The organism is Pseudomonas sp. DWRC2-2 (assembly GCF_049897885.1).
In the GTDB taxonomy this organism is placed as follows: Bacteria; Pseudomonadota; Gammaproteobacteria; order Pseudomonadales; family Pseudomonadaceae; genus Aquipseudomonas; species Aquipseudomonas azotoformans_A.
This window is the reverse complement of the sequence record NZ_JAFCXD010000001.1, coordinates 229,097-241,198: the sequence shown is the minus strand read 5'-3', so window position 1 is coordinate 241,198 and position 12,102 is coordinate 229,097. Positions and strand designations below refer to the sequence as shown.

Annotated in this window: 14 protein-coding genes; 5 read left to right on the top strand and 9 right to left on the bottom strand. The window is 61.6% G+C overall.

All coding sequences use genetic code 11. The features are described from left to right. Positions 1–88: 88 nt before the first annotated feature. Positions 89–691, bottom strand: coding sequence for a Yip1 family protein (locus ACP7EW_RS01315; protein ID WP_016977555.1), 603 nt, complete (start codon positions 689–691; stop codon positions 89–91). Between the two features lie 262 nt (positions 692–953). Here ACP7EW_RS01315 and ttcA point away from each other — a divergent pair, with 262 nt between their 5' ends. Beyond that, on the top strand, positions 954–1,778 hold the full coding sequence (ttcA, locus tag ACP7EW_RS01310; protein ID WP_016977557.1) for a tRNA 2-thiocytidine(32) synthetase TtcA: 825 nt from the start codon (positions 954–956) through the stop codon (positions 1,776–1,778). 67 nt (positions 1,779–1,845) lie between these two features. Beyond that, on the top strand, positions 1,846–2,517 hold the full coding sequence (locus ACP7EW_RS01305; RefSeq protein WP_426214773.1) for a DNA-3-methyladenine glycosylase I: 672 nt from the start codon (positions 1,846–1,848) through the stop codon (positions 2,515–2,517). Positions 2,518–2,537: 20 nt separating this feature from the next. Here ACP7EW_RS01305 and ACP7EW_RS01300 read toward each other — a convergent pair whose 3' ends face one another. Genes ACP7EW_RS01300 through arsC form a run of 3 tightly spaced genes read right to left on the bottom strand, consistent with a single transcriptional unit; the run spans position 2,538 to position 3,890 of the window. Further along, positions 2,538–2,942, bottom strand: coding sequence for a DUF2069 domain-containing protein (locus tag ACP7EW_RS01300; RefSeq protein WP_426214771.1), 405 nt, complete (start codon positions 2,940–2,942; stop codon positions 2,538–2,540). Continuing rightward, positions 2,926–3,540, bottom strand: a complete 615-nt coding sequence (gene wrbA, locus ACP7EW_RS01295) for an NAD(P)H:quinone oxidoreductase (protein ID WP_177112655.1) — start codon at positions 3,538–3,540, stop codon at positions 2,926–2,928. Before wrbA ends, ACP7EW_RS01300 begins: the two co-directional genes overlap by 17 nt. Continuing rightward, entirely contained in the window at positions 3,537–3,890 is a 354-nt protein-coding gene (gene arsC / locus ACP7EW_RS01290; protein WP_426214769.1) for an arsenate reductase (glutaredoxin), read from the bottom strand. The genes wrbA and arsC overlap by 4 nt, the downstream gene beginning before the upstream one ends. 115 nt (positions 3,891–4,005) lie before the next feature. On the opposite strand from arsC, the gene ACP7EW_RS01285 reads away from it, so the two are divergent. Next, on the top strand, positions 4,006–4,467 hold the full coding sequence (locus ACP7EW_RS01285; RefSeq protein WP_426214767.1) for a TlpA disulfide reductase family protein: 462 nt from the start codon (positions 4,006–4,008) through the stop codon (positions 4,465–4,467). Between the two features lie 32 nt (positions 4,468–4,499). On the opposite strand, the gene ACP7EW_RS01280 is transcribed toward ACP7EW_RS01285, so the two are convergent. The 4 genes from ACP7EW_RS01280 to ACP7EW_RS01265 all read right to left on the bottom strand — a co-directional run bounded on the left by ACP7EW_RS01280 (position 4,500) and on the right by ACP7EW_RS01265 (position 9,179). Continuing rightward, the gene (locus ACP7EW_RS01280; RefSeq protein WP_016977565.1) at positions 4,500–4,904 is read right to left on the bottom strand and encodes an META domain-containing protein; all 405 of its coding nucleotides are present in this window, start codon (positions 4,902–4,904) and stop codon (positions 4,500–4,502) included. After that, on the bottom strand, positions 4,901–5,341 hold the full coding sequence (locus ACP7EW_RS01275; RefSeq protein WP_033896804.1) for a hypothetical protein: 441 nt from the start codon (positions 5,339–5,341) through the stop codon (positions 4,901–4,903). The genes ACP7EW_RS01280 and ACP7EW_RS01275 overlap by 4 nt, the downstream gene beginning before the upstream one ends. A gap of 71 nt (positions 5,342–5,412) precedes the next feature. After that, on the bottom strand, positions 5,413–6,402 hold the full coding sequence (locus tag ACP7EW_RS01270) for a 2-hydroxyacid dehydrogenase (protein WP_426214765.1): 990 nt from the start codon (positions 6,400–6,402) through the stop codon (positions 5,413–5,415). Between the two features lie 23 nt (positions 6,403–6,425). Further along, the gene (locus ACP7EW_RS01265) at positions 6,426–9,179 is read right to left on the bottom strand and encodes a response regulator (protein WP_061448894.1); all 2,754 of its coding nucleotides are present in this window, start codon (positions 9,177–9,179) and stop codon (positions 6,426–6,428) included. 206 nt (positions 9,180–9,385) lie between these two features. Here ACP7EW_RS01265 and ACP7EW_RS01260 point away from each other — a divergent pair, with 206 nt between their 5' ends. Further along, positions 9,386–10,114, top strand: coding sequence for a response regulator transcription factor (locus tag ACP7EW_RS01260; protein ID WP_426214763.1), 729 nt, complete (start codon positions 9,386–9,388; stop codon positions 10,112–10,114). After that, positions 10,101–11,471, top strand: a complete 1,371-nt coding sequence (locus tag ACP7EW_RS01255; RefSeq protein WP_426214761.1) for a histidine kinase sensor domain-containing protein — start codon at positions 10,101–10,103, stop codon at positions 11,469–11,471. Before ACP7EW_RS01260 ends, ACP7EW_RS01255 begins: the two co-directional genes overlap by 14 nt. On the opposite strand, the gene ACP7EW_RS01250 is transcribed toward ACP7EW_RS01255, so the two are convergent. After that, positions 11,468–11,983, bottom strand: coding sequence for a DUF2062 domain-containing protein (locus ACP7EW_RS01250; protein ID WP_033896799.1), 516 nt, complete (start codon positions 11,981–11,983; stop codon positions 11,468–11,470). The two genes, ACP7EW_RS01255 and ACP7EW_RS01250, sit on opposite strands and share 4 nt — an antisense overlap. Positions 11,984–12,102: the final 119 nt, after the last annotated feature.

Sequence of the window (12,102 nt, the reverse complement as noted above, 5' to 3'; positions counted from 1 at the left end):
TGGGTGTTTCCGAATCTGTCAGGCGCCGAATGGTCATGCATCATGCACAAAGCCACCTTGCGGTGGCTTTGCCTGAGGGTTTAAACGGTCAGTTGGTGTAGATCGGGCCCACGCCCAGGCCCCACACGATCACGGTAAACGCCATGATTGCCACCAGTACTACCAGGCCCACGGCCAGTACCGAGCTGGAAAACAGGAAACCTTCATCCGGGTCGATGTTCATGAAGGTCGGCAGCCCCACATAGAGCAAATACACTGTGTAACAGATGGCCGCCGTACCCACGACCATGCCCAGCCACATATGCGGATAAAGCGCGGCTAGCCCACCGATAAACAGCGGCGTAGCGGTGTAGGTGGCAAAGGCCACGCAGCGCGCCATGCTGGGGTTGGCGTCGTAGGTGCGCGCCATCCAGTGAATGAAGGCGCCCATCACCGCCACGCCACCCAGCATGGCGGCGTAGGACATGATGGTCATCCACAAGGCACTTTCCTGGGTCAGCATCACCGGCGCACGGTTGCCGATGACCCAGCCAACCTGGGTGGTGCCGATAAAGGCGGACACGGCGGGGATCGCCGCAAGAATCAAGGTGTGAGTGAGGTACATGTGGCCGATGCTTTCTTCTTTATCGCCACGGATTTCCCGCCATTCCTGGTCGGGATGGGTAAACAGCCCCACGACGTGATGGATCATGCCAGTCACTCCTGTCGTTATTACCATCGCCCCCCGTCGGAGCGCCCACGGGCCAAATGGCCTCAAAGGTCTGGATAGATGTGCGACCTCTAGTCGCAGTATAGGAAGTGATGACCGGAATAACTGTAGGGCCTTTAGAGCAAATTGCGCTGTAAACATTGGGCTTAATCGCGGCGGGGTCTTTTACCGCTCGCCCTTTTGATGGTTTTTTTGCGTAAAATACCCGGCTTTTCGTCACACACCTCTAGCGGATCCAAGCGCCATGGGCACTCTTACGGTCAACCAGAACAAACTGCAAAAACGCCTGCGTCGCCTGGCCGGTGAAGCGGTCGCCGATTTCAACATGATCGAGGACGGCGACAAGGTCATGGTCTGCCTCTCCGGTGGCAAAGACAGTTACACAATGCTCGACGTGCTGCTGCACCTGCAAAAGGTCGCGCCGATCAAGTTCGAGATCGTCGCCGTCAACATGGACCAGAAACAACCGGGCTTCCCCGAGCATGTGCTACCGGCCTATCTCAAGGAGTTGGGCGTCGAGTACCATATCGTCGAGAAAGATACCTACTCAGTGGTCAAGGAGCTGATTCCGGAAGGCAAGACTACCTGCTCGCTGTGCTCGCGCCTGCGCCGTGGTACGTTGTACACCTTCGCCGACGAGATCGGCGCGACCAAGATGGCCCTGGGTCACCACCGCGACGATATCGTTGAGACCTTCTTCCTCAATATGTTCTTCAACGGCTCGCTCAAGGCCATGCCGCCCAAGCTGCGTGCCGATGATGGGCGCAACGTGGTGATCCGCCCGCTGGCGTATTGCAACGAGAAGGACATCCAGGCCTACTCCGACTTCAAGCAATTCCCGATCATTCCGTGCAACCTGTGCGGCTCCCAGGAAAACCTGCAGCGCCAGGTGGTCAAGGAAATGCTGGTGGATTGGGAGCGCAAGACCCCAGGCCGTACCGAAAGCATCTTCCGCAGCCTGCAGAATGTGCAGCCGTCGCAGTTGGCCGACCGCAACCTGTTCGACTTCACCAGCCTGAAAATTGATGAAACCGCCGCCTCGCGCTTTGTCAATGTGGTGAACCTCTGAGCCATTTCAACGCTCTGACACACGGCGCTCGCGGGCGCCGTTTTCAATTCAACTGCCAGGAGAGGGCATGCGCGATTACAAATGGCTGCACGAATACTGTCTGAACCGCTTCGGTTCGGCGGCCGAGTTGGAAGCCCATCTGCCTGTACCCAAGACCCCGGCGCAATTGCGCAAGATCAGTGATGATCGCTACCTGTCGACCCTGGCGCTGCGCGTGTTTCGTGCGGGCTTGAAGCACAGCGTGGTGGATTCCAAGTGGCCAGCGTTCGAAAAGGTGTTTTTCGGCTTCGACCCGGAAAAAGTCGTGCTGATGGGGGCCGAGCACCTGGAGCGGCTGATGCAGGACACCAGCATCATCCGTCATCTGGGCAAGCTCAAGAGTGTGCCGCGCAATGCGCAGATGATCCTCGACATCGAGCAGGAGAAGGGCAGCTTCGGCGCGTTTATCGCCGACTGGCCGGTGACCGATATCGTCGGGCTGTGGAAGTACCTGAGCAAGCATGGCCATCAGCTTGGCGGGCTGTCAGCGCCGCGCTTCTTGCGCATGGTTGGCAAGGACACCTTTGTGCCGAGTTATGACGTGGTGGCGGCGCTGAACGCGCAGAAGATCGTCGACAAGGCACCCACCAGCCTGCGCGACCTGGCGACGGTGCAGGGCGCATTCAACCAGTGGCATGCCGAGAGCGGGCGGCCGATGTGCCAGTTGTCGATGATGTTGGCGTATACCGTCAATCACTAACCGCTCGCCAAAACGCTAGGTTATTCAGTCAACCGCCGATTCAACTGATGCCGCCACCGCACATACAACAACGCCGTACAAAACACCGCCAGACTCGCGAGCATCTCCAGCACCCCGAACCACTGCCGGTTCGGGTCATACGCCGCCAGCGCGCCCTTGATGAAATACAGGTTCACCACAAAGCACATCCACGAATGCCCGCGCGCGCTGCCCAGCAGCATGCCCGGCGTCAGCACCAGCAGCGGCACCAACTCGATCAGCAGGATCACCCAGGGCCGCGCGCCATGCAGGTCGGCGACGAACAGGTAGTAAACGCAGAGCAAACCCACCAGGCCAAAAAACGCCAGCAGGCTCAGCACGCGTGCCAGCTTGACCCGTGGCTCCAGCCACGCCTGGGGTGGCAGGAGCTTAGGCTTTCTGGCCACTGCCGCTCTCCAGCAAGGTAGCGGTCGTTGCCAGGCGCAGGCCAAGGGCACGGCACAGGGCGATTTCATGTTGATCGAGCATGCGCTTGCCGTCGGGGCCGGCGTGATGGCTGGCGCCATACGGCGTGCCACCGCCCTGGGTGTCGAGCAAGGCCTGTTCGCTGTAGGGCAGGCCCGTGATCAGCATGCCGTGGTGCAGCAGCGGCAGCAGCATCGACATCAGTGTGGTTTCCTGGCCGCCGTGCAGGCTGGCGGTAGACGTGAACACCCCGGCCGGCTTGCCGACGAGGGCACCGGTGAGCCACAGGTTGCTGGTGCCGTCGAGGAAGTATTTGAGTGGTGCGGCCATGTTGCCGAAACGGGTCGGGCTGCCCAGGGCCAGGGCCGAGCAGTGCTTCAGGTCATCCAAGCTGGCATACAGTGCGCCTTCGTCCGGAATGCTCGGTGCCACGGCTTCGCACTCGGTGGAGATCGCCGGCACGGTGCGCAGTCGCGCTTCCATGCCGCCTTGCTCGATGCCCCGGGCGATCTGCCGGGCCATTTCGCTCACCGAGCCATTGCGGCTGTAATACAGCACCAGCACATAGGGCGACGTCACGGCAGTATCTCCAGTACGTTTTCTGGCGGACGGCCAATGATGGCTTTGTCGACGGTTTCCAGGATCGGGCGTTCCATCAGCTTTGGATGTTCGGCGATGGCCGCAATCAACTGGGCTTCGCTGAGGCTGGCGTCGGCCAGGTTGAGCGCCTTGTATTCATCTTCGCCGGTGCGCAGCAGTTGGCGGGCACTGATGCCCAGTTTGCCCAGCAGCGCCTTTAATTGCGCGGCGTTCAGCGGGGTTTCAAGGTAGCGCACCACGTTGGGGGTGAGGCCGCGGGCTTCCAGCAGTTCCAGCGCACCGCGGGATTTCGAGCAGCGCGGGTTGTGATAAAGCGTCAGATCGGTCATGTGCGGGTCGCATCTTGCGTAAGGTGGCGGGTATTCTACCCGCGCAGCGACCTGTCCTTAAACCGTAAGAGGCGATAGGTCGCAGCCAACGTTCATTTTTGCGAAGGATTACCCCATGACAAGGCGACTGATCGGTGCATTGGCGATCATCACAACCCTGCTGCTCAGCGGCTGCGGTAACGATTACGGCGTTGACCAATATGGCAAGAAGGTGGCTGCCGAACGCTTGGACAAGCAGTGGATGGTGGTCAACTACTGGGCCGAATGGTGTGGCCCGTGCCGCACGGAAATCCCCGAGCTCAATGCCTTGGCCGACCAACTGAAGGCGCAGAACGTGGGCGTCTTTGGAGTGAACTTCGACAATGTGCAGGGCGAAGAGCTGAAAGCCGCCAGCGACAAGCTGGGCATCAAGTTCACGGTGCTGGCGCAGAACCCGGAAGAGATTTTCGATATTCCACGCAGCGAAGCCTTGCCGGTGACCTACATCATCGATGACAAGGGTAAGGTGCGTGAGACGTTGATGGGCGAGCAGACGGCGGAAGGGGTGCTGGCCAAACTCAAGGCGTTGCGCGGATAACAAAATGGGAGGGGTTTTGCCCCTCCCATCGATCAGCCTTCTTCAAGCCACAAACGAATCGGCTTGCCCTCGGCCGGCCAGAAACGCGTCTGCTCGATCGGCGAGATGTCCCAACGCTGCACACCTTGCAGGGCCTGGAAGAAGCGGTGTTCCTGCTCCATCAAGGCCTCGGCGCAGAGTTTGCGGGTGCTGCCGATCTGGCCGAAGCTGAGCTTTTCGCCATCGACGGTGTAGGGCGCGAACCAGTGGTTGCAGCCGCCGTTGCCGTAGGCACGGCCATCGGCGCCGAGGGTGACGGTCAGGTGCGCGTAATCCATCAGCGGCCGTTCACCAATCCATTCCACCACGTAGCTGTGATCCTGCTTGAGCTTGACCGCATCCCCGGCGCAGCCCGTCAGGGCAACTCCGACGGCGGCGAGCAGAAGCAGGCCTTTCATTGCGCGGCCTTTTGGCATTTAGGGCAGCGGTGTTTATCGCCCTCGCTGGCCCATCCCAATTCGGCAATGCGCGCGTTGGCGGCCGGTTGCAGCGGTTCTTTGGTCAGCTTGGTTTCCACCGCGAATTCAAACTCCAACACGGCCTCGCAGCTGTCGCAGTTGACCTTCCAGGTGTGAATCTCCAACTCGCCGAACTTCGGCCCTTGGGCCATGGCGACCCATTGGCCCGCCGGGCGGATGGAATAGCGCGCATCACCTTCGACGGTGAGGCGCATCGACAGGGTTTTACTGCCGCGCAGGGAGACGATCAAGATGTCGCCATGCTTGATCGAGCCACCGTTGCCGGTGACCTGGTAACGGCCCGGCACCAGGGCGCGGCATTCGATCAGGGTGTGTTGCGGGCTCAGCAAACTGAAGCGGAAATCGTGTTCGGCCATGGATCCTCCAAATAGGCGCGGCATCCTATCACGGGTGCTGGCTCATCATGAGCCTGGTATGTGACCGCTGATCATCCTTCGACAAGGTTCTGCGCCTGCCCATCGGCCCACGCGGCAATGTTGGCCAGGGTGGTGCCGGCAATCGCCGCCAGGGCTTCGCGGGTGAGGAACGCCTGGTGGGCGGTGATGATCACGTTGGGGAAGGTCAGCAGGCGCGCGAGGACGTCGTCCTGCAGGGGCAGGTCGGAGCGGTCCTCGAAAAACAGCTGGGCTTCCTCTTCATACACATCCAGCCCCAGGTAGCCGAGCTGGCCGTCCTTGAGCGCCTCGATCAGCGCCGGGGTGTCGACCAGCCCACCGCGCCCGGTGTTGATCAGCATCGCGCCTGGCTGCATCTGCGCCAGGGAGCGGGCGTTGATCAGGTGCTTGCTGTCGGTGGTCAGCGGGCAATGCAGGCTGATGATCTGCGCCTGGGCCAGCAGTTCGGGCAGGCTCACGTAGCGCGCGCCCAGGGCCTGCACCTGTGCGTTAGGGAAGGGGTCGTAGGCGAGTAACTGGCAACCGAAGCCGGCCATGATCTTGGCAAAAGTGGCGCCGATCTGCCCGGTGCCGACCACGCCGACGGTCTTGCCTACCAGATCGAAGCCGGTGAGGCCGTGCAGACTGAAATCGCCATCGCGGGTGCGGTTATAGGCGCGGTGCAGGCGACGGTTGAGGGCGAGGATCAGCGCGACCGCATGCTCGGCCACCGCATGGGGCGAATAGGCCGGCACGCGCACGATGGTCAGGCCCAGGCGCTTGGCGGCGGCCAGGTCCACATGGTTGTAGCCCGCCGAGCGCAGCGCGATCAACCGCGTGCCGCCCTTGGCCAGGTGCTCCAGGACCGGGGCGCTGAGGTCGTCGTTGATAAAGGCGCAGACCACTTCGTGGTGTTCGGCCAGGGCCACGGTGTCGAGGTTGAGGCGGGCGGGCTGGAACTGCAGTTCCAGGCCATGCGGCAGGGGTTCACCGAGAAAACTGTCGCGGTCGTAGGTCTGGCTGCTGAAAAGAATGACGCGCATCAAAGGCTTCCTTTTTGATGAGTTCAGGCGTTGACCCGCGCTTCACTGGCGAGTCGGGCAATGGCCATGTCCAGTTCGTCCAGAGCATGCTGGGCCTTGGCGTCGTCTTGCTTGAGCAAGGTTTCGGCGCGGTGGCAGGCAGCCCGCAGTTGCGGTACGCCGCAATAACGGGTGGCGCCATGCAGGCGGTGCACGCGTTCGATCAGCGCGTTGTTGTCGTTGGCGTCACGGGCAAGGGTGATAGCCAGGCGGTCGGCCTCAAGGGAGGCGAGCAACATGGCGAGCATGTCCGCCGCGAGATCTGCCTTGCCGGCGGCCAGGCGCAGGCCTTCTTCATGGTCAAGCACAGGCAGTTGCACGCCAGGGCCAAGACCATCTGTTGCCCTTTCCGGGCCTTGATTGCGCAGGGCCAGGCCGGTCCACTTCAACACCACCTGGGCCAGTTGGCGCTCGCTGATGGGTTTGGTCAGGTAATCGTCCATGCCGCTTTGCAGCAAGGCGCGTTTTTCGTTGGCCATGGCGTGGGCGGTGAGGGCGACCACCGGCAATGGCGTGCCGCTGCGCTCGCTTTCCCATTGGCGGATCGCCTCGGTGCTCTGGCGGCCGTCCATGCCGGGCATTTGCACGTCCATCAGCACCAGGTCGAAGGTGTCCTGTTTTACGGCGTCGATGGCGGCATACCCGCTTTCCACGGCGCGCACCCGTGCGCCCATGTCCTCCAGCAGCGTCTGCACCAAGAGCAGGTTTGCCGGGTTGTCGTCCACGCACAACACGCGTGGTGCACGGCTGGACAATGGTTCGCCCGGTTCGCTGCGTGACGGGCGCGGGCTGATCAGGTCGGACAGCGCGCGACGCAACTTGCGCGTACACGCCGGCTTGGCCTGCAATTGGCTGTTGGGGTTGGGCACGGACTGGTTGAACAGCATCTGCTCGGTGGTCGGGCACAGCACCAGCACCTTGCAGCCCAGGTGTTCGAGGTCCCACAGGTGCTGGTTGAGGCGCTCAGGCGGGATGTCGTTGGCGGTGACGCCGAGTACCGCAAGGTCGATGGCCTGCTCGGTCTGGTGGGCGCTGGTGATGCCGTTGGTCAGGCTTTCCAGGCTGTTGAACGGGGTGACTTCCAGGCCACAGTCTTCCAATTGATGTTGCAGCGCCTGGCGTGCCAGTTCGTGGTTTTCCAGCACCGCGACGCGATGACCCAGCAAAGGTGCGGACGGCAAGTCTTCGACGTCGTCGCGGGTCTTGGGCAGGTTCAGGCTGATCCAGAATTCCGAGCCTTCGCCCGGCGTGCTGTCGACGCCGATTTCACCGCCCATCTGCTCGATCAGGCGTTTGGAAATCACCAGGCCCAACCCCGTGCCGCCCGGTTGGCGCGACAGCGAGTTGTCAGCCTGGCTGAAGGCCTGGAACAACGCGCGCACGTCCTGGCTGGACAAGCCGATGCCGGTGTCCTGCACACTGATGCGCAATTGCACGCTGTCTTCTTGCTCGTCCTCGATCATCGCGCGGGCGACGATAGTGCCTTCGCGGGTGAACTTGATCGCGTTGCTGATCAGGTTGGTGAGGATCTGCTTGAGGCGCAGCGGGTCGCCCACCAGCGCCAACGGCGTGTCGCGGTACACCAGGCTCACCAGTTCCAGCTGCTTGGCATGGGCGGCGGGGGCGAGGATGGTCAGGGTGTCTTGCAGCAAGTCGCGCAGGTTGAACGGGATGCTGTCGAGCACCAGCTTGCCGGCCTCGATTTTCGAGAAGTCGAGGATTTCGTTGATGATGCCCAGCAGGTTGTCGGCGGATTTTTCGATGGTGCCCAGGTAGTCGAGTTGGCGCGGGGTCAGTTCGCTTTTTTGCAATAAGTGAGTAAAGCCGAGAATGCCGTTGAGCGGCGTGCGGATCTCATGGCTCATGTTGGCCAGGAACTCCGACTTGATGCGGCTGGCCTCCAGGGCTTCTTTGCGCGCCAGGTCCAGCTCGATGTTCTGGATCTCGATGGTTTCCAGGTTCTGGCGCACGTCTTCAGTGGCCTGGTCGATGCTGTGTTGCAGTTCTTCCTGGGCGTTCTGCAAGGTCTCGGCCATGCGGTTGATGCCCGAGGCGAGCTGGTCCAGTTCCTGGCTGCCCAAGGGCGGCAAACGGGTTTCCAGGTTGCCGTCCTTGAGCTGGGCCACGGCTTGCTTGATCTGGCCGATGGGCGAGTTGATCGTGCGGCTGATGCGCAGGGCCAGCGCTGCGGTGCAGATCAGGCCGATGGCGATCAGTAACAGGCTGGCGAACAGGCTGCGGTAGCCACGCAGCAGCATGCCGTTGTGGGACAGTTCCACCTCGACCCAGCCCAGCAGGCGGTCGGCTTCATCCGGGATCAGGTCGCCCGCGAGGTTGCGATGGCGGCCAAACACCGGCAGCAAATAGCGGGTGGCGTCATTGCCGGTGCGCTGCAATAAATGGGAACTGTTGCCCACCGGCGGCTGGTTGAGCATGGTCGGGCCGGCGTGAGCGAGGGACGCGCGGTCTGGGCTGAGAAAGGACACGGCACGCACGTCCGGCTGTTCCAGGGACTGAGTGGCGATGCGTTCGAGCAGATCGGTGTTGCGCGCACTGAGGGCGGGCGCGACCAGGGGCGCCAACTGTTCGGCGATCATTTCGCCGCGTTGCAGCAATTGGGTCTGCAGTTCCGAGAGCTGCATCCAGGTGAAATAGCCGCCCAGCAACGAGGCCATCAGGCTGGTCGGTAATAAGGTCAGCAACAGTACGCGGCCTTTTATCCCCATTCTTGTCAGCACGCCACTCTCCTGCTACCACATTGATATCTACGGAATTGCGCGGGCATCCGGCCCGCGCCACCTGCGCAGTGTAGCCATTTGCGCGGCGAGGAATCTTGCAAATTAATGACATACGGCAATCTTGAAGGTATTTGGTGGCCAGTGGCGATTGCCTGCGGCGGGGTTATCTTGAATAATCAGTCATTGAGAATGACTTGCAGATACTAATGAATCCCGTAGCAGTTGGCCTGCCCAGTATCCTGACCATCGAAGATGACCCCGTGCTGGGCGCCTATGTCCATGAGCACCTGGGGCGCTGTGGTTTTCACGTGACCTGGTGCCAGAACGGCCAGCAAGGCCTGCAGATGGCGCGCGACCAGGTGTTCGACGTGGTGTTGATGGATATTTTGCTGCCGGGGCTGGATGGGTTGTCGATCCTCACCCATCTGCGCCAGAGCCATTCGATCCCGGTGATCCTGATGTCGGCACTCGGTGCCGAGGCTGATCGGATCAGCGGTTTTCGCCTGGGCGCCGATGACTACCTGCCCAAGCCGTTCAGCATGATCGAGCTGCGCGTGCGCATTGAAGCCATCCTGCGCCGTGTCGCGTTGGACCGACGCCCCTTGCCGAGCCTGGCGCCCGCACGTGGCGATGCCCGCACCCTGCGATTTGACGATGAACTGTGCGATGTCTTCCACCTGCAACACTGGGCTGGCCTGACCCGCAGCGAATATCGCCTGCTGGAAACCCTGCATCGCAACGCGGAAGAAGTCCTCAGCAAACCCTTCCTTTACCAGCATGTGCTGCAACGCGGTTACGCGCCCCATGACCGCAGCCTGGACATGCATATCAGCCAGATCCGCCGCAAGCTCAAGGCCATCAGCTACACCGAGCGCGAAGTGCGCACGGTGTGGGGCAAGGGCTATGTGTTGAGCGGTGCCGATGACAGCCTTTAAACGGCCCTTTGAACGCCTGCCGGGCAAGCACTCGTTATTCTGGAAGCTGGCCTGCCTGCTGATCGCCTTCTGTTTGCTGATGATCTGGCTCAGTTGGTCGTGGGGGCGATACATGGAGCAGCAGAACGCCTACCTGTCCGATGAAGCGCGGATCACCTTGAGTGGCTACGCGGTACGTGCGGAACAGGCATGGAACCGAAGCGGCAATGCGGGCGTCGATGCGTGGTTGCAGGAGATGGGCAAACGCGAAACCACCTGGATCGGCGTGATCGGCAATGACTTGCAATCGCTGAGCAGCTACCCGCTGACCGATAAGGAAAGCCAGCGCCTGACCTTTCTGCGTGGCCTGGACTGGCCGGTGAGCCGGCATACCAAAGGCCTGCCGTGGCTGAAAATCCCGTTTCCCGCCGACCCCAGCGCGGGTTCGCTGGTGATCGAATTGCCACAGCGTTTCATGCCGGGACGCTATCAACTGTTCTGGCGGGTAGTGACCAATGGTGTGATTCCCGGTCTGTTTACGCTGTTGCTGTGCGTCGGCCTGTATCGGCTGCTGATCATGCCCCTCAATCAATTGCGTGAGCAGGCCAACGCCTGGCGGGCCGACCAGTTGAATACGCGGCTGTCCCACGACGCCACCAGTCGTCAGGATGAGTTGGGCGAGCTGGGCCGCGCGTTCGACCATATGTCCGAGCGTTTGCAGGGCACTGTGGTGTTGCAGCAGCAACTGCTGCGAGACATGTCCCATGAACTGCGCACACCGCTGAGCCGCCTGCGGGTGGCCTGTGACAGTGAGCAAGACCTGACGCAACTGCGCGAGCGGCTCGGCCGTGAGATCGACGCCATGCAGCGCCTGGTGGAAGACAGCCTGCAACTGGCCTGGCTGGACACCGAACGGGCGCCGCTGCCCCAGGAAGATATCCAGCTTCAGGCACTGTGGGACATGCTGCGCGAAAACGCATGTTTCGAGAGCGATTGGCCGGCACCGCGCCTGCCGTGCCTGCTCGGCCCGGAGTGCTGGGTGCGGGGCAACCTGAATGCGTTGGCCCAGGCCCTGGAAAACATCCTGCGCAATGCCATTCGCCACTCACCCGTGGGCGGTGTGGTCAGCCTGGATGGGCGTCGCGAAGGTGACTATTGGCATGTGTGGCTGGAGGATCAGGGCGGCGGGATTGATGACGGGGACCTGGAACGGATCTTCGCACCGTTCACGCGCCTGGACGGATCACGCCCTGGCGATGGTGGCTTCGGGCTTGGGCTGAGCATCGCGCGCAATGCCGTGCAGCGCCAGGACGGCAGCCTGTGGGCGGAAAACACCGGAAAAGGGCTGCGCGTGCATCTGCGCCTGAGGGCTTGCTAGGCGCGACGCTGTTTGCGTTTTTTCCATTGGTGGGCCACCCACCAGCGCCAATAACCCATGGTCAGGCAATACGCTATCGCACCCAACACCAGCCCCAGCACCACTGAACCCAGCAGGAATGGCTGCCATAACGTGCTCAATTGGCCGCTGATCCATTCCCAGGTCAGGTCATCCGGCAGGCTGCGCGGCGGCACATTCATCAGCCAGGCGCCAGTCATGTAGGTGCAGATAAACACCACCGGCATGGTGATGGGGTTGGTCAGCCACACCAGGCTGACCGCGATGGGCATATTGCCGCGCACGGTGATTGCCAGCACGGCGGCCAGCAGCATCTGCAACGGAATCGGGATAAATGCCGCGAACAAACCCACGGCCATTGCGCGTGCGACCGAATGCCGGTTCAGGTGCCAGAGGTTCGGGTCATGCAGCAAAGTGCCGAGAAACTGTAATGACTTGTGTTCCCTGATACTGCTGGGGTCAGGCATGTACCGTTTGAATAAGCGCCGGGGCATAAGGGGTCCAGGTCAGTTCGAGGGGCAAGTATGCCCGCATTCTATAAACAGAAAATTCAGACTTTGTGACAAAACATCATAGGCCGTGCTGGGCATCTGGCTAAGACTGAGTGGATCAC